General features: G+C 59.4%; 16 protein-coding genes. 9 read left to right on the forward strand and 7 right to left on the reverse strand.

Annotation, left to right across the window (positions count from 1 at the left end):
* Positions 1 to 125 precede the first annotated feature (125 nt).
* Positions 126 to 776, reverse strand: coding sequence for a TetR/AcrR family transcriptional regulator (locus tag MLD04_RS06140; protein ID WP_040886921.1), 651 nt, complete (start codon positions 774 to 776; stop codon positions 126 to 128).
* Positions 777 to 954: 178 nt separating this feature from the next.
* Here MLD04_RS06140 and MLD04_RS06145 point away from each other — a divergent pair, with 178 nt between their 5' ends.
* From MLD04_RS06145 to MLD04_RS06165, 5 genes are all read left to right on the forward strand, one after another.
* Positions 955 to 2,400, forward strand: a complete 1,446-nt coding sequence (locus MLD04_RS06145) for a coniferyl aldehyde dehydrogenase (RefSeq protein WP_248155808.1) — start codon at positions 955 to 957, stop codon at positions 2,398 to 2,400.
* 73 nt (positions 2,401 to 2,473) lie between these two features.
* Positions 2,474 to 3,112: a hypothetical protein gene (locus MLD04_RS06150; protein WP_248155810.1), complete on the forward strand. Its 639-nt coding sequence runs from the start codon at positions 2,474 to 2,476 to the stop codon at positions 3,110 to 3,112.
* Positions 3,113 to 3,138: 26 nt separating this feature from the next.
* Positions 3,139 to 4,731: a GMC family oxidoreductase gene (locus MLD04_RS06155; RefSeq protein WP_248155812.1), complete on the forward strand. Its 1,593-nt coding sequence runs from the start codon at positions 3,139 to 3,141 to the stop codon at positions 4,729 to 4,731.
* 94 nt (positions 4,732 to 4,825) lie between these two features.
* Positions 4,826 to 5,302 carry a pantetheine-phosphate adenylyltransferase gene (gene coaD, locus MLD04_RS06160; RefSeq protein ID WP_008939682.1) on the forward strand — a complete coding sequence of 159 codons (477 nt, stop codon included), beginning with the start codon at positions 4,826 to 4,828 and terminating at the stop codon, positions 5,300 to 5,302.
* Between the two features lie 16 nt (positions 5,303 to 5,318).
* Positions 5,319 to 5,567 carry a YfhL family 4Fe-4S dicluster ferredoxin gene (locus MLD04_RS06165; protein ID WP_248155814.1) on the forward strand — a complete coding sequence of 83 codons (249 nt, stop codon included), beginning with the start codon at positions 5,319 to 5,321 and terminating at the stop codon, positions 5,565 to 5,567.
* A gap of 60 nt (positions 5,568 to 5,627) precedes the next feature.
* Here MLD04_RS06165 and MLD04_RS06170 read toward each other — a convergent pair whose 3' ends face one another.
* From MLD04_RS06170 to MLD04_RS06185, 4 genes are all read right to left on the reverse strand, one after another.
* Positions 5,628 to 6,914, reverse strand: coding sequence for a YdgA family protein (locus MLD04_RS06170; RefSeq protein WP_248155815.1), 1,287 nt, complete (start codon positions 6,912 to 6,914; stop codon positions 5,628 to 5,630).
* An 18-nt stretch (positions 6,915 to 6,932) separates the two neighbouring features.
* Entirely contained in the window at positions 6,933 to 9,077 is a 2,145-nt protein-coding gene (ppk1, locus tag MLD04_RS06175) for a polyphosphate kinase 1 (RefSeq protein WP_248155817.1), read from the reverse strand.
* 58 nt (positions 9,078 to 9,135) lie between these two features.
* On the reverse strand, positions 9,136 to 10,146 hold the full coding sequence (hemB, locus tag MLD04_RS06180) for a porphobilinogen synthase (protein WP_248155819.1): 1,011 nt from the start codon (positions 10,144 to 10,146) through the stop codon (positions 9,136 to 9,138).
* A 281-nt stretch (positions 10,147 to 10,427) separates the two neighbouring features.
* The gene (locus tag MLD04_RS06185) at positions 10,428 to 10,655 is read right to left on the reverse strand and encodes a hypothetical protein (RefSeq protein WP_248155821.1); all 228 of its coding nucleotides are present in this window, start codon (positions 10,653 to 10,655) and stop codon (positions 10,428 to 10,430) included.
* Positions 10,656 to 10,930: 275 nt separating this feature from the next.
* Between MLD04_RS06185 and MLD04_RS06190 the strand changes: the two genes are divergently transcribed.
* The 4 genes from MLD04_RS06190 to panP all read left to right on the forward strand — a co-directional run bounded on the left by MLD04_RS06190 (position 10,931) and on the right by panP (position 15,533).
* Positions 10,931 to 11,560, forward strand: coding sequence for a TetR/AcrR family transcriptional regulator (locus MLD04_RS06190; protein WP_248155823.1), 630 nt, complete (start codon positions 10,931 to 10,933; stop codon positions 11,558 to 11,560).
* A 2-nt stretch (positions 11,561 to 11,562) separates the two neighbouring features.
* A complete protein-coding gene (locus tag MLD04_RS06195) occupies positions 11,563 to 13,263 on the forward strand; it encodes an isovaleryl-CoA dehydrogenase (protein WP_248155825.1) in 1,701 nt (566 codons plus the stop codon).
* Positions 13,264 to 13,324: 61 nt separating this feature from the next.
* Positions 13,325 to 13,669: a DUF503 domain-containing protein gene (locus tag MLD04_RS06200; RefSeq protein ID WP_248155827.1), complete on the forward strand. Its 345-nt coding sequence runs from the start codon at positions 13,325 to 13,327 to the stop codon at positions 13,667 to 13,669.
* A 187-nt stretch (positions 13,670 to 13,856) separates the two neighbouring features.
* Entirely contained in the window at positions 13,857 to 15,533 is a 1,677-nt protein-coding gene (gene panP, locus MLD04_RS06205) for a pyridoxal-dependent aspartate 1-decarboxylase PanP (RefSeq protein ID WP_248155829.1), read from the forward strand.
* A gap of 53 nt (positions 15,534 to 15,586) precedes the next feature.
* Here panP and MLD04_RS06210 read toward each other — a convergent pair whose 3' ends face one another.
* Complete coding sequence (locus tag MLD04_RS06210) at positions 15,587 to 15,853, reverse strand: hypothetical protein (RefSeq protein WP_008939692.1); 267 nt, start codon at positions 15,851 to 15,853, stop codon at positions 15,587 to 15,589.
* 92 nt (positions 15,854 to 15,945) lie between these two features.
* Positions 15,946 to 17,505 carry an inorganic phosphate transporter gene (locus tag MLD04_RS06215; protein WP_248155831.1) on the reverse strand — a complete coding sequence of 520 codons (1,560 nt, stop codon included), beginning with the start codon at positions 17,503 to 17,505 and terminating at the stop codon, positions 15,946 to 15,948.
* Positions 17,506 to 17,671 lie beyond the last annotated feature (166 nt).

The following is a 17,671-nucleotide window of genomic DNA, read 5'->3' on the forward strand; positions in this document are numbered from 1 at the left end:
ACCTGAGAACTCACTCAGGAGACGCAAGGAATGTCCGATTTTCCCAACGTCACTGACTTTGACGGACAATCCGGCAAAGAGTTCCGGAATTTGTCTATTTTTTAATCAAACGCTGAATCAGCCACTCACGCTGGTAACGAAGGGCGATACTGCTCCCTCAGCGCCATCACCTGTTCCCGGTACGCCGGTGTCAGGTAGGGAATCTCGAGGGTGAGCACCTGATAGATGCCCTGCTTCAGTTCCGTCAGAGTCAGGTTGTTGGAATCTTCGGCTGCGTGTGCGGTTTTCAGGAACGCCATCCAGTTGGTGATCACCAGCCAGACATTGAGTGACATCGCGGTTCGAAGATCCACCGGTTGAGGTTCGATGATGCCCGCCTCCGCCATCTTTTCAAAAATCAGGCGAATGGATCCCAGGCACCGATTCGTAAAGTCCCGGTAATCCCGGCGCAACCGGTTGTCACTGTCGAGCAGATACTCCAGGTCCCGGTGAAAAAACCGGTAACTCCAAAGGCCATCGAACACCGACTCCAGATAGAACGTGAGGTCTTCGAGCGTCAGCGACCGGTCCTCCGGGATATCCAGGTAAAAATCGACCAGCTTTTCGTACTCGAGAAAGATCTCGTAGATGATGTCTGACTTGTTCCGGAAGTGGTAATAGAGGTTTCCGGGGGAAATCGCCAGATGAGCCGCAATGTGGTTCGTCGTGACGTTCCGCTCGCCTCGTTCATTGAACAGTTCGAGGCTGGCCAGAAGGATTTTGTCTCTTGTTTTCATAGGGATGTCGATACTCTTTGGTGATCGCGCGATGACTGGCCCGATAGGCCATCGGGCCTTGCTTGACTCACTAGAGTATATACTCTAATAATAGACCCTGATGCAAATTGGCTACTTTTTGGCCACACCACAACAAGACGCACCCGGCCACTGAACCGGTTGCACTGAGGAGAGCGTCATGGCTGCCACCGTTGTCCAGCTGACTGAAAGCAAGAAGCACATTCAGCATACACACCGTGTCTTCGAGGAACAGAAAAAGGCTTTTCGCAGCAATACCATGCCTTCGCTGGCGGAGCGCCAGGAGAATCTCAAGCGCCTCAAACGCGCACTGCTGACCCACCAGGATCGGCTACTGGAAGCGATCGACCGGGATTTCAGTTGCCGTTCCAGGGACGAGTCCCTGATCGCCGAGGTGATGCCTTCCATCCAGGGCATCAACTACACCCTGAAGAACCTCGCCGGCTGGATGAAACCCTCCCGTCGTCACGTCTCGGTGCTGTTCCAGCCCGCCAGCAACCAGGTGCACTACCAGCCCAAGGGTGTGGTTGGGGTGATTGTGCCCTGGAACTACCCGCTTTACCTGGCCGTCGGACCACTGGTGGCTTCGCTGGCGGCCGGCAACCGAACCATGATCAAGATGTCCGAGTACACGCCGCATACCTCGGCGCTGTTCAAGGAGATCATCGAGGCTACGTTCCCGGAAGACCTGGTATGTGTGATCAACGGTGAAGCCGACGTGGCAGCCGATTTCTCGTCCCGTCCGTTCGATCACCTCCTGTTCACCGGCTCAACCTCCGTCGGCAAGATGGTCATGCGGGCGGCAGCGGAAAATCTCACACCGGTAACCCTGGAACTGGGCGGCAAGTCACCGGCGATCGTGTCACCGGACGTACCCATGGAAGATGCCGCCCAACGGATCGCCTTTGGCAAGGCGTTTAACGCCGGGCAAACCTGCGTTGCACCGGATTATGTGCTGTGTCCGTCCGATCGGGTCCAGGCGTTTGTCGATGAGTTCCGCAGTCGCTTCGCCGAAATGTACCCGACCCTGCGCGACAACGACGACTACACCGCCATCATCAACGAACGGCAATACGACCGGCTGCAGGGGTACATTGAGGATGCCCGGGCGAAGGGCGCCGAGATTATCGAAATCAACCCCGCCCGCGAGGACCTCAAAGACGGTACCCGCAAGATTCCCCTGACACTGGTGCTCAAGACCACGCCGGACATGAAACTCATGCAGGACGAAATCTTTGGCCCCATCCTTCCGGTTGTGGCCTACGGCACACTTGAGGAAGCCATCCACTACATCAACGAACGTCCCCGGCCGCTGGCGCTCTACTTCTTTGGCTACGACCGGGATCACCAACGTCAGGTCGTTGAGAGCACCCTGTCCGGCGGCATGTGTATTAACGACGCCCTGATGCATGTCGCCCAGGATGACCTGCCGTTTGGCGGCATTGGCGATTCGGGGATGGGTCATTATCACGGCAAGGAAGGCTTCCTGACCTTCTCCCATCACCGGGCCATTTTCACCAAGCAGAAATTCAACAGCGGCAAGTTTGTGTATGCACCCCACGGCACCGCCGCGCATAAGATGGTGTACAAGCTGTTTATCCGCTGACCTGTACCCCCAGGATCGGTGCGAAAACCGGTCCTGCGGTGATCCTTACGACAACAACAAAAGACACGCCAACATGACCCAACAGAACCACGCCCCTGACAGTGAAGGAACCGGGACCGGACTGGATCGCCGGAGTTTTCTGAAAACCGGACTTGGTGGTGCCCTTTTCCTTGGCACCGTCAGCGTGACCGCCGGCCTGTCCGGATGCGCCTCCGCGCCCGCCGGTCGGATCACGGCTGAGGGCACCCGGATGGATGCCAGTTACAACTTCCGCTTTCTGACCCGTGATGATATCCAGCTGTTCCAGGCCTTGCTCCCGGCCATTGTCGGCCCCGGCCTGCCAGAGCAGCCCGAGGCGCGCCGACAGGCAATCGCCGGCACCATCGAGCGTATCGATTCCGGCATTCACCAGTTCGGTCCTGCAAACCAGGCCGAACTGCGGAGACTGTTTGACCTGCTCAATTTTGGCCTGACGCGTGTCACCGTGGCCCGGGTCTGGTCCAGCTGGCCCAATGTGACGACCTCCGAGGCAGACGCCTTTCTCGAACGCTGGCGTACCAGCAGCATCGGGCTGTTCAACAAGGGCTATATTGCACTGACCAAGATCAGCAACGTCGCCTTTTACGGCTATGAGGATTTCTGGCACCTGTCCGGTTATCCCGGCCCGCCTCAATATGCGGTCGACGCCCTGCCCCAATTCCACAACGCCTGATTTCCGGCAGACCAACGGAGCGAAACATGCAGTCAAACGATGTCATTGGACAGGGCCTTGCGTCCGGCTGGAAAGTCACCGACGGTGCAACCCTGACCGAAAACCAGACCGTGGAAGCGGATGTGGTGGTGATCGGCACCGGCGCCGGGGGCGGCACCACAGCCGAGATCCTTGCCCGGGCAGGCCTCTCCGTCATCCTGGTGGAGGAAGGCCGGCTGTATTACCAGAAAGATTTCAAGATGGACGAGCTTACCTCCTACGCCAATCTGTATCAGGAGGGCATGAGCCGGGTCACCCGGGATGGGGCAATCGCCATCCTGCAGGGACGCTGTGTCGGTGGCTCCACGACGGTCAACTGGACCAGCAGTTTCCGGACACCGGACGAAACACTGAACTACTGGGCCGAGCAGTTTGGCCTGGAAGCGCTGACACCCACCGCCATGGCGCCGTGGTTCGAGGGACGAGAAGAACGCCACAACATGGCGCCCTGGGATATGGATCCGAACGTCAACAACGACATTCTGAGACAGGGCTGCGCCTCCCTGGGCTACAGCTGGGACATCATTCCCCGGAACGTCAAGGGATGCTGGAATCTCGGCTATTGCGGCGTCGGTTGCCCGACCAATGCCAAGCAGGGCGCCTTGCTGACCACGGTTCCCGGCGCCCTGAACCACAACGCACACCTGTTCCACGGGCTCCGGGCGGACCGCCTGGTCATGGACCAGGACCGGATCGATCGCCTCGAAGCCAGCGCCATGGGTGCCGACGGCGTCACGCCGTCCGGAATCACCATCACCCTGAAGGCCCGGCATTTTGTCGCCGCCGCCAGTGCCATCGGCACCCCGGGTCTGTTGTTGCGGTCGGACATACCGGATCCCTATGGCCGGCTCGGCAAGCGATCCTTTATCCACCCGGTGAATGCGTCCGTTGCCGACATGCCCGAAAAAGTCGATCCCTTCTACGGCGCGCCTCAGTCGGTCTATTCCGATCACTTCAACTTTCTTCAGGGCGTGAACGGTCCGGTCGGCTACAAGCTGGAGGTCCCACCCCTGCACCCGGCCATGTCCAGCGGTGTCATCCCCGGCCACGGCCAGGCCCAGGCTGACAATATGGCCAGACTGCCCTGGATGAACTCGGTCATCGCCCTGCTTCGCGACGGATTCCATCCGGACAGCCCCGGTGGCACCATCAGCCTGCGCGACGACGGCAGCCCGGTACTCGACTATCCCGTGAGCGATTATCTCTGGGACGGCCTGCGCCGGGCCTATCACACCATGGCAGAAGTGCAGTTCGCTGCAGGCGCCAAGCGGGTGCGCCCGGTTCACATGGACGCCGGGTGGTATACCAGCCTGGCCGAGGCCCGGGCGGCGATTGATCGCCTGCCGATGGAACTGCACCGGGTTCGTCTGTTCACCGCCCACCAGATGGGCGGCTGCGGCATGGGTGCCAGACCGGAGGAATCGGTCGTCAATGGTTTCGGGGAACACCACCAGGTCCGCAACCTGAGCGTGCACGACGCGTCGATTTTCCCCACCAGCATAGGGGCAAATCCCCAGCTCTCTGTCTACACACTGGCGGCCCGCAACAGCACGCGGCTGGCCGCGAAACTGGCCGGATAAAGCGCCATCTCCGAAGCCAGGGACGGCTTCGCTGCAACTACAGAACCCCCGGGAATGCTGATATGATTGCAGCCAGCGAATAAAGGAGCTGTGCATGTCCAAAGTCATCTACCCGGGCACCTTTGATCCCATCACCAACGGCCACACCGATCTTATCGAACGGGCCGGCCGAATGTTCGACGAAATCGTTGTCGCCGTCGCCTACAACCCCAAGAAGCAGCCACTTCTCAACCTTGAGGAACGCTGCGATCTGGTCCGCAAGGCTACCGCCCACCTGTCGAATGTCACGGTCACGGGCTTCAGCAACCTGCTGGCGGATTTTGTCAGGGAACAGGGCGCCACCGTCATCCTCCGGGGGCTGCGCGCCGTCTCCGACTTCGAGTACGAATTCCAGTTGGCAGACATGAACCGGCGACTGGCACCAGAGGTGGAGAGTGTGTTCCTGACACCCGCCAATCACCTGTCGTACATTTCCTCCACCCTGATTCGGGAAATCGCATCGCTGGGCGGGGATGTATCCGAGTTTGTCGACCCGGCTGTCGAGGCCGCCCTGAAACAGAAGTTCAACTGAGCCTGAGGAAACGCAGATGGCCCTGATGATTACCGACGAATGCATCAACTGCGACGTCTGTGAACCGGAGTGCCCCAACGAGGCAATTGCTCCGGGCGATGAGATCTACGTGATTGACCCGAACAAATGCACCGAGTGTGTCGGCCATTACGATGAGCCGCAATGTCAGCAGGTGTGTCCGGTGGACTGTATCCCACTGGATCCGGAACATGCCGAATCGAAAGATCAGCTGATGGAAAAATATCATCGCCTGACGGGCCTGTAACGGCTCGGCCAGCCATAAAAAAAGCCCCGAATGGGGCTTTTTTTATGCGGTATGGCACCGTCAGAGAACCGGCGGCAGGGGCACCTCAATATCCTTGTTCACTTTCACCACCATATCGTTCAGCGTGGCATCCATCACCAGTCTCTCGCCCTTTTCCACCAGCAGACCCTGTTTGATCATAGGTGCTGCCTGCATCCGGATTTCCGGATAGTTCTCCACCAGCGATAGTGGCAGTCCGAAATGCAGTGTCCCGGTCAGACGTTGCATCACCAGCAACATGCCAGACCGGTCATCGCCGGACAGTTCCGGATGCCGGACACTCATAGTTCCCTTTACCTCGCCCTCGGGCGTGGCAATGCTCAGTTCCGGGATCGCAAACTCGAAACCGGCAGCAGCAAGATCTCTCAGCGCGCCGTTCATTTGCTGAATGGCCGCCATCTGCTGTTCCATGTCCGGCGCCCCGGCGTCTGACTGACTGACTTCCTGCAGGCTCGACAGGCCGGAGGTAAAGGCATCCCAGCTCGCCACATCAAGATCATTCAGTGCCACGACCAGTCGGTGAGGACCATAGGTGCCGGCCTCCGAGGAGACCGACTTCAGATTCACGTCCATCCGTGAATCCAGACGGGCACCGTCGTCACGAGACTCGCTGGAGCTGGCGATCCGAAGCCCTTCCAGCGAGACAGAAGCACCAGTCTTCGGGCTCAGGCTCATCGACGCAAGGCTCAGTTCGCCATTCCCGGTCCAGACTTCTCCGGACAGGTGTTCCATAATTTGTTGCAGGTGCACGCCTGAAAAACGCAGTTCCGCATCCCCGTTTGTGAGGGTCACATCCGAGACCTGGGCGAACGCATGGACCTCCTGGCCCTGATCACTGAACTCGAGCTTCGCCGTGCCGGGGCTCAGGGTGACGCTCTCGCCGGACTCCGGATTACGAATACGGGTGGCGGGCACATCGAACGTCAGCGTCGCCGTCCCCCAGACGCGGGTTTCCAGTGTCAGCTTCGGTTCTTTTCCGGCGAACCAGTTGGCGTCCGCGGCCGACCAGCCGTCGACGGGGCGAAGATGAATCAGACTTCCGGTAACGCCATGGCTGACGTCCGCATGCAGGCGGTATCGGTGGGAATCGCCCGTCTCCGGATTGGCGATGACGACAGCCAGCTGAATGTCCGAGCCCAATATTCCGCGTCGGTAGTCACTGGTCTCCATGTGCATGAACGGCTGGGCATCGTTCACTTCGGTTGTGGCCTGCTGCCACTGGTACTCCGTCAGGTACCCCACCCCCCAGGGCAGGGCACCGGCGACAACCAGCACAACGGCGCCGGCAATAATCCATTTGCGCTTCAAGGGCGCCTCCGTTATCGATCAGGTTTTTCCGGTCAGGCGATCCAGCAGGACCAGCTGGGATGCGAGTCGCTCCTCACCTTCCGCTGGTTGATTCTGCAGATAGCTGCCATCCGACTGCAAGACCCACGACTGACAATTGTCGGCCAGATAGGTATCGAGGTCCTCTTTCACGCGTGCAACCAGAGACGGATCCTCGATGGGGAACGCGGTCTCCACCCGACTCAGCAGGTTGCGCTCCATGCCATCGGCACTGGAGCAGTAGACCTCCGTTTTGCCGTTGTTGCCAAAATAGTACACCCGCGTGTGTTCAAGGAAACGACCAATGATCGACCGGACCCGGATGTTGTCCGACAACCCCGGGACCTGCGGGCGAAGACAGCAAATGCCACGGATGATCAGGTCGATCTGCACGCCAGCCTGCGAGGCCCGGTACAGGGCCTTGATCAACTGGGTTTCCGTCAGGGCATTGAACTTCAGAATGATGCGTCCGTTTTCGCCAAACTCCGCCTCCCGCTCAATCAGGGCAAGCAGGCGGGTATGCAGGGTGAACGGGGCATGGAACAGTTTCTTGATCTTCAGCGCCTTGCCCATGCCGGTCAACTGCTGGAACAGCTTGTTGACGTCATCACCAATCGACTCGTCACAGGTCATGAAACTGTAATCGGTGTAGAGCCGGGCATTGCCGGCATGGTAGTTACCGGTACCAAGATGCACATAGCGACGAAGACGGCCTTCCTCACGACGGACGATGAGAATCATCTTGGCGTGGGTCTTGTAGCCGACAACCCCGTAAACCACGATCACACCAGCCTCCTGGAGGCGACTCGCCAACTCCAGGTTCTCCGCCTCGCTGAACCGGGCCCGGAGTTCGATAACGGCAGTCACCTCCTTGCCACGACGCGCCGCATCGGCCAGGGCCTCGACGATTTCCGAATCGGCCCCGGTGCGGTAGAGGGTCTGCCGGATGGCCAGAACGTGCGGGTCCTTGGCGGCCTGGCGCAGCAGGTCGACAACGGGACTGAAATTCTCATAGGGATGCAGCAGCAGGATCGGTCGCTTGCGAATCGCATCGAACATCGAATCCCTGCTGCGAATCTGTTTCGGAATCGAGGGAGAGAATCCCGAATAGGTCAGATCCGGGCGATCCACCAGGCCGTTGACGGCCATCAGCCGGGTCAGGTTGACCGGTCCATGGACCTGGTACAGGTCGCGCTCGGTCAGGCCGAACTCGGTCAGCAGGAATTCCATCATTTCCTGCGGGCAGTTGTCCGCCACCTCCAGGCGCACACCGTCACCGAAACGCCGGCTCAGCAACTCGCCTCTCAGCGCAGAGGCCAGATCCTCAAGGTCGTCTTCGAGTTCCAGGTCGGCGTTGCGGGTCAAACGGAACTGATAGCAGCCCTTCACTTCCATGCCTGGAAACAGTTCATCGGCGTGAGCGTGAATCATCGACGACAGAAACACCAGGTTGTCGCCCTCGCCGCAAACGTCGTCCGGCAGCCTCACCAGCCGTGGCAATGACCGGGGGGCCGGCACGATCGCCATGCCGGTCTCGCGACCAAAGGCGTCCTTGCCATCCAGCTCGACGATGAAGTTGAGACTTTTATTCACCAGTCTCGGGAACGGATGGGACGGGTCCAGCCCGATGGGACTGACCACCGGCAGAATTTCTTCCTCGAAATAGTTACGCACCCACTCGGCCTGCTCAGGCGTCCACTCCCTGCGCCGGACAAAATGAATGTTCTCCCGCTCCATCTCCGGAATCAGGACATTATTGAGGATGTCGTACTGCTCGTTGATGTATTCGTGGGCAACCCGGCTGATTTCGGCGAGCGCCTGTTCCGGGAGCATGCCATCGGCACCAATGGTTTCCCGCCCATACTTCATCTGCTGACGGAGACCGGCCACCCGGATCTCGAAAAACTCGTCCATGTTGCTGCTGAAGATGCAGCAGAAAATCAGCCGATTGATCAGCGGATGGGTGGGGTCCATCGCCTGCTTCAGCACCCGGTAATTAAACTGGAGCTGGCTCAGTTCCCGGTTGAAGTAATTTTCGCTGGCGTCAAGATTGATCTCTTCGCCGGCGGGGGGTACGTCGACCGGAGCCGGGACGCTCTGGTCCGCGTCCGCCACTGCCCGTGTTTTTGCCGTTTCCGTTGTCATACGCTTCTCGATCCCGCTCCTCTGACGTGCATTCTCTGGCCTACTGCCCTGTCCCTTCTCACCGGCCCCGCATCAGGCGGGCCGCACGTACGGCAAAATAGGTCAGAATGCCATCGGCACCGGCCCGTCGCATCGCCATCAAGCTTTCCATCATTACCGCGTCACCGTCGAGCCAACCGTTCTCCGCGGCCGCCATGTGCATCGCGTACTCACCACTCACCTGATACACGAAGGTGGGCACCTGCAATTCCTTTTTTACACGGTGAACGATATCCAGATAGGGCATTCCCGGCTTGATCATTACCATATCGGCGCCTTCGGCAAGATCCATTGCCACTTCGTGCAAGGCCTCATCGCTGTTGGCCGGATCCATCTGATAGGTCGATTTGTTGCCCTTGCCAAGATTGACCGCGGAACCGACCGCATCCCGGAATGGCCCGTAGTAACTGGAGGCATACTTGGCAGAATAGGCCAGAATGCGGGTATTCACATACCCTGCCGACTCCAGGGCATCGCGAATGGCCTCAATCCGGCCATCCATCATATCGGAGGGAGCCACCACATCGGCCCCCGCATCGGCGTGGGACAGCGCCTGGTTCACCAGGGCCTCTACCGTCACATCGTTGAGCACATAACCATCGTTGTCGATAATCCCGTCCTGTCCGTGGGTGGTAAACGGATCCAGCGCCACATCGGTGATCACGCCCAGTTCAGGGTGGGCTTTCTTGAGTGCCCGCACAGCACGCTGTGCCAGACCATCAGAATCCCAGGCGCCGGAACCCGACAGGTTTTTCTTTTCTTTTGGTACCACCGGGAACAGCGCAACCGCAGGAATACCGAGCTCGACCAGCTCAGCCGCCTGTTCCACCAACAGATCAATACTCAGGCGTTCAACGCCGGGCATGGACGGAACGGACTCGCGTTGCCCCTCTCCCTCCAATACGAATACCGGATAAATCAGGTTGTCCGGGGTCAGCTGGTTTTCCCGCACCATACGCCGTGAAAAATCACTGGCGCGGTTGCGGCGCAGACGGGTACGCGGAAATGAGCGGGGGGTCAGAGTCGACACGGAAGGCCTCCTGATAGCATGACGGGAAAGTGTTGGTGATGGCGCCCGGGAACCCCGAAAAACCACTCCGCCTGCCATGATACACGGCAACTGCCTGCCGATGCAGTTGCTGCAGAGGCAATCCTCACGGAGACTTATGGCATTTTCATGACGAAAGGCTCAAAAGACGTCCCCAACCGCCCGCCAGAATTCCAGGTTCCTGCTATTATCCGGGGCAGGCTATCGCAGGAATATGGGCACAGGACGGCGCTTTGGCGCCGCCCTGTGCCCTCGGAACGGGATCAGAAGGAGCGATTATTGAATCCCACATCTACCTTTCGGGGGGAATTGGCGCGGAAGGCATTGTCCACCTGCTGGATTTTGCCACCCTGTTGCAGGAACGCCTCAATATCCGCCTGCAACTGCGCCCTCACCCGCGCCCGACCGGCGACCGAATGGGTATCCTCGCTGTCGTTGCCCCAGTTCCCGTTCCCGGATTGCTCCAGGTTGCTTTCGTCGAATTCACTCACGGGTTCATCTCCATCAACGAAAACAGATCTGAAAGTACGCTCCCCTGACGGGCCTGACGCGCACTCTGTGTCGACGAACGCGCCGTCAATCGGTTCGTCTTGGCGTCTTTATAATCCCGAAACCCTGACGACGCCATTTCCCGGCAACGATATTTTTGTAAATTTTTGTAACTCATCGCAATGTACTGATTTTAAAGATTAAATACACATAAACGACACTAACCGCTGATTGACACAAAGAATGAATAATGATTCACTGCTTTTAAGGAGTAGGCATGGCCTATCGTGAGACGGAAAAGATGCGGCAGCGCAAGGCGGAAGCTCGCCGGCGAATCGTGGAATGCACCTACGAGTGCGTTGCCGAAGGCGGCTTCCGGAGCGCACGGATCACCAGGATCGCCGGACTCGCCGGCGTAGCGACGGGAACGATCTACCGGCACTTTGAATCCAGGGAAGACCTGTTTGCCGAGATCTTCCGTACGGCCACCCAGAAGGAAGTGGACAAGGTCGCAGAGGCGCTGGACACCCCCGGTGACGCGACCACAAGACTGGAGAACGCCCTTCGGCAATTCGCCGAGCGTGCATTACGGGGCCCGATGATGGCCTGGTCGCTGATTGCCGAGCCCGTGGATCCGAAACTGGAGGAGGAACGGCTGGTTTACCGCCGAGCCTATGCCGAACACTTCGAAAGAGCGATCCGGGAAGGTATAGCCGAGGGCTGCATACCGGATCACGACGCCCGCCAGAGCAGCACCTGTCTCGTGGGTGCGATTGCAGAAAGTCTGGTTGGTCCGCTGTCTCCGACACTGGCCGGCCAGAATTCACTGACCGAAACGGACAAGAACCGGCTGGTCGACTCCATCGTCCGTTTTTGCGTGCAGGGGTTGACCGGCTCCAGGAGATAGCCATGACAGCGCGCCAGCTCAAACCCGGAAGCAACACCCAGAAATACGAAGATCGCTACCTGGCGGTTACCCACGACGTATTCAACCAACCGCCAGCCCTGCAGGACTACAACCTGTTCGAACAGGACCAGGCGCTTCGGGAGGCGACTGTACGGGAAGGCGCTGCTCACGCCGCCAGCGACCTGCAGGCGTTCGGCGCGTTGGCCGGAGCCGCCGACACCATCGACCTGGGCTTTCGCGCCAACAACAACAAACCGGTGTTCAATACCCACGACCGGTTTGGTCATCGCATCGACGAGGTCGACTTCCATCCCTCGTACCATGAACTGATGCGCATCGCCATGGAAAACGGCCTTCACAGCAGTCCCTGGACCCATCCGGGCCAGGGCGCCCACGTCGCCCGTGCCGCCCGCTATTACATGCATTCCCAGGTGGAAGCGGCTCATTGCTGCCCGGTGACCATGACCTTCGCTGCCATTCCCTCCATTCGAAAGCAGGCCAACCTGGCGGCGGACTGGGAACAGAAAATCCTCGCCAATCAGTACGATCCCCGAAACCTGCCCGACTCGGACAAGACCTCGGTCACCATCGGCATGGCCATGACCGAAAAGCAGGGTGGCAGCGACGTTCGTGCCAACAGCACCCGGGCCTATCCGGTAGGAAACGAGGGGCCGGGCGAAGCCTACGAGCTGGTGGGGCACAAATGGTTTGTCTCTGCACCCATGTGCGATGCGTTTCTTGTGCTGGCCCAGACGGCCAACGGTCTTTCCTGCTTCCTGATGCCGCGCTGGCGGCCGGATGGCAGCAAGAATCCCTGGCAGGTCCAGCGACTGAAAAACAAGATGGGTAACGTCGCCAACGCCTCCAGCGAAGCGGAACTGCGCGGCGCACTGGCCTGGATGGTCGGTGAAGAAGGCCGCGGCGTACCCACCATCATCGAGATGGTTGCCATGACCCGCTTCGACTGCATGATCGGCAGCTCAGCCGGTATGCGCCAGGCTGTCGCCCAGGCCACGCACCACTGCCGCCACCGGAGCGCCTTCGGCAATCGCCTGATCGAACAGCCACTGATGCAGAATGTCCTGGCCGACCTGGCCCTGGAAAGTGAGGCAGCCCTCGCGTACACCATGCGAGTCGCCCGCGCCCTCGATAACCAGGATGACGAGCGCGAACGGCTGTTCACGCGCCTGGCGACCCCCGTCGGCAAGTACTGGATCTGCAAACGCACCCCCAACCACGCCTACGAGGCCATGGAGTGCATCGGCGGAAGCGGCGTCATGGAAGACTGCATCATGCCCCGCCTGTTCCGGGAGTCGCCGGTAAACGCCATCTGGGAAGGCAGCGGCAACGTCCAGTGTCTCGACACACTCCGAGCCCTGCAGAAAGAGCCCGAGACCCTGGATGCCTTTTTCCGGGAGACCGCCGAAGCCAGAGGCACTGACCGGCGCTTTGACCAGTTCCTGACCCAGTTGCAGGACGATTTCGCCGACATCAGCGATTTCCAGTACCGGGCCCGCAACCTGGTGGACCGGATGGCCCTGGCCCTGCAGGCCTCCCTGCTGATCCGTCACTCCGACAAGGCCGTGGCAGACGCCTTCTGCGCCTCCCGCCTGGAAAACACCGGCGGTCAGAATTACGGAAACCTGCCCTCTGGCACAGACCCCGCGGCCATTATCAAACGGGCCACGCCTGTAGTAGGCTAATGATATTGTCGCCGGCGGGACCCCGTTCCCGCCGGGTCCTGCATCAAAGCCGGAACCAGCCATGTCGGAAGCTCTGAGAAAACTCCTGAGGGAAGGCAACGTCCCCCAACAGCCGGTGATCACGCCGCACGTGGGCGTCCTGACCCTGCATTTCCAGCTCTATGGTTGCGAAGACCTGAAGGCCAAACGCAAGGTATTTACTGCACTGAAAGCGGTCTGGGGCAAAGAACCGGATCTGGCCGTGGCTGAAACCGCCGATCACGACGCGCTGGATTGCGCCACCTGGACCATTGCAGCCCTCGGCACCTCCTCCCGTCAGATCAGCCAGCGACTGGACCTTGTCGAAAAGGCGATTGAGGAGAAGGTAGACGCCGCGGTGCTTGATGTGCAGCGTGAAATTCTTTGACATCATGCCAGCTCCGGCACGTCGGTGGCGTAACCGCCAGTGACGCCGTATACTACGCGTCCTCAGGGATGCCAGCTAACCTGCATGAAGCGGGTAACCAATTTGCCGACGCCGGAACGTGTTCCGGCTATGTCCGTTGGGCATCCGGAACCGGCCCTCGGATGACCACTGATTGTGCGTGGTGCCTATGACCGGAAAGAAAAAGTCCGCCCAGGCCTCGGTTGAGGCGATGTATCGTGTGTTCACGGTGCCCGAAGCACCGGAATCCACGCTCAGCCGCATAGACCAGGACATCTCCCGAAACCTTGCGGGCTTCCTGCAGGAACACATCGTTGCGGTTGAGCGGGACCTCTCGGAAGTCGAGAAAGACTTCTCCGAGTACAACATCCCGGAAAAGCCCGTGTTCGTCTCCGAGCAGGCCCAGTTCCTGCTCGACAAGCTGGTCGCCAACTCGGTCCATACCGCCTCGCCCGCCTTCATCGGCCATATGACGTCGGCCCTGCCCTACTTCATGCTGCCGCTGTCGAAGATCATGATTGCGCTGAACCAGAACCTGGTGAAGACGGAAACCTCCAAGGCCTTTACGCCCATGGAGCGTCAGGTGCTTGGCATGATCCATCGGCTGGTGTACGAAGAAGATGGCTCCTTTTACCGCAAATGGATGCACGATCCCCGGCACACTCTCGGGGTCATGTGTTCCGGAGGCACCATTGCCAACCTCAGCGCCCTGTGGGTCGCCCGAAATCGGGCATTTCCGGCCGAGGGCAGCTTCCGGGGACTGCATCAGGAAGGCCTGTTCCGGGCCCTGAAATATTACGGGCACGAGGGCGCAGCAATCCTCGTCTCAAGCCGTGGGCACTACTCCTTGCGCAAGGCCGCGGATGTTCTTGGCCTGGGCCGGGACGCGCTGATTGCCGTCGACACCGATGACAGGAACCGCATTCAGCCGGATGCGTTGCGGGAGAAGTGCCTGGAACTGCAAAAGCAGAAGATCAAGATCATGGCCATCTGCGGGGTTGCGGGCACCACCGAAACCGGCAACGTCGATCCGCTTGATGCGGTCGCGGACATTGCCCGGGAATTCGGTGCCCATTTCCATGTGGATGCGGCCTGGGGCGGGCCCACCCTGTTCTCGCGCACCCACAAGCACCTGCTACGCGGCATCGAAAAGGCCGATTCGGTAACCTTCGACGCCCATAAGCAACTGTACGTTCCGATGGGCGCCGGCCTGGTGGTCTTCAAGGACCCAAGCCTCGCCAGCGCAGTCGAACACCATGCCCAGTATATTATCCGTAAAGGCTCCCGGGACCTGGGAAGCACCACACTGGAAGGCTCCCGCCCCGGCATGTCCATGCTGATCCATTCCGGCCTGAGAATCCTCGGGCGGGAAGGGTACGAGATCCTGATTGACCAGGGCATCGAAAAGGCACGCATCTTCGGCGAGATGATCAACGAAGCACCGGACTTCGAGCTGGTCACCGAGCCGGAACTGAATATCCTCACCTACCGTTATTGCCCCGAGGACGTGCAACAGGCGCTGAGGTTGGCGGATGAGCTGCAGGCAGAAAAGCTCAACACCTGTCTCAACCGGATCACCAAGTTTATCCAGAAAATCCAGCGTGAACGGGGTAAGGCCTTTGTATCCAGGACCCGCCTTGAGCCCGCTCACTACTATCGCTTCCCGTGCATCGTCTTCCGGGTGGTACTGGCCAACCCGCTGACGACCCGCGAGATTCTGTCGGACATTCTGGAGGAACAGCGGAAGCTGTCCGGAGATGAAGGGATTTCTGACGAGATGAACATCCTGCACCAGATGGCGGCAGCGGTGCTAAAACAGCACGAACCGAGCGCCAGGCAGGCATAAAGCGCCCCGGGACCGCGCTGTGAATGGCCCCGGCCCCGGGCAATTTCCTGGATTCAGTAAAGCGCTTCCTCGTCGTCCAGGACATCGTGAATGATGTCCAGGAACATCCGGTCCGCCTCACTCCAGTGCTCGGGAATGCGGATCGTGGTGTTGGCACTGATCTCCCGGGCAATCACCTCGTCCGCATTGGGCTCAGCCCGATGTTTCCTGGCGATTTCCATCGATTTTACGGCGATTGTGGGGTCACTCAGGACCTTTTTGATAAAGACTCGCAGCTCGTCGATCATCTTCGCCTGACGGCTTTCAACGGATGAACTCATACGTCACTCCCGGAACCATGGAATACCGGGGGGCAGAATGCCCCCTTCGCAGGGAATAGTATGACCAAAGCCGGCCGATACAACCAGCCCGATCAGATCAACAAGCCACGCAGCGTGAAGAACAGAATCGCAGCCATAAAGGCGGAAGCCGGGACGGTAATGACCCAGGCCGCGGCAATTTTCACCAGCTGCGACCGCTTGACCATCTCTTCCCGGTAAATCTTCTTGAGTCGCTTTCGCTCCGACTTGGACAGCGGAACCTGCTTCTTTTTCTTCGCCTGCTTGAGCAGCTTTTCCATTTCTTCCACGGTAGCGTTACGGAAATCATCCAGGAAGGGCTTCAGGCGCTCCTGCTCGGCCGCATCATGATGCTCCATGATCTTGTGCAGCTGGGTGGCGTAGTTACGCTTGAGATACTCCCTGAGGAATCCGACGCCGAAAACACCGCCGATGGCGATATGGGTTGAACTCACCGGCAACCCGAGTTGCGACGCCAGGATCACGGTCAGGGCAGCCGACAGGGCAATACAGAACGCCCGGGTCTTGTCCAGTTCGGTAATTTCACTACCCACCGTCTTGATCAGGCGGGGGCCGAACAGCATCAGCCCGACGGCAATGCCCAACGCACCGACCATCATGACCCACAGGGGAATGCCGGCCGAGGTAACCACTGCGCCCGCCGCCAGGGCATCGTTGATGGCCGCCAGCGGACCAATCGCATTGGCCACGTCGTTGGCACCGTGGGCGAAGCTCAACAAGGCAGCCGCAAAAATCAGCGGCCAGGTGAACAGGGTATTCACGCCACTGGAACTGTTTTCCATGGTCGCCGCCCGGCGGCTGACCAGAACCCGGACAATGAAGAAGACCACCGCTGCCGCAACCAGTCCGATGAGCGACGCTTGCAGGAAATCCACCTTGATGATCTTCTTGACGCCCTTGATCATCAGATAGGTCCCGAAGGCCCAGGCCATGATCCCCACCAGCCAGGGCACAAAGGTGCGCGCAGCCGCCACGACATTCTGACGGTATAGCACGGTCTTCTTGATAACCAGCAGGAACAGGGCAGCCAGCAAACCGCCGAGCACCGGCGAGATGACCCAGCTGGCCACGATCTTGCCCATCACCGACCAGTCGGCGATGCCCCAGCCTCCAGCCGCGATGCCGGCACCCAGGACGCCGCCGACGATGGAGTGCGTGGTCGACACGGGCGCGCCCATCCAGGTGGCCAGGTTCAGCCAGAGCGCACCGGCCAGGAGCGCTGCAGTCATCAGCCAGACGAACGCCTGGCCGTTACCCAGAATCGTGGGATCGATGATGTCACCCTTGATGGTGGACACCACATCACCTCCGGCAATCAGAGCCCCACCGGCCTCAAAGACGGCCGCGATCAGGACCGCAGCCCCCAGCGAGAGGGCGCCAGACCCCACCGCCGGCCCGACATTATTGGCGACATCGTTGGCGCCAATATTGATCGCCATGTAGCCGCCAATCACTGCTGCGGCCATAAGAAGCATGCTGTTTGGCATTCCATTGCTGAAAGAACCGACGGCCAGCCAGATGCCGAGCAAAAACAGCAGGCTGATCCCGACCCTGTATCGTTCCGTGGAGGGGCTCGTGAGGATGGTATCCAGGAATCCGGTTGAACGGGCCATGGCGACTGAATCTCGCGTGATAGGGGTTAAATTTTGCCCGCAACTATAAATTTTTTGACATCAAAATGAAACACAACTGTCATGTACGTCAGTTGTGATACGTCGCAGCGTTTTACATATATTTTGACGCATAATATTTTGAATTCGCGTCAAAAAGACAAAAGAG

Source organism: Marinobacter koreensis (genome assembly GCF_023156285.1).
Classification (GTDB): domain Bacteria; phylum Pseudomonadota; class Gammaproteobacteria; order Pseudomonadales; family Oleiphilaceae; genus Marinobacter; species Marinobacter koreensis.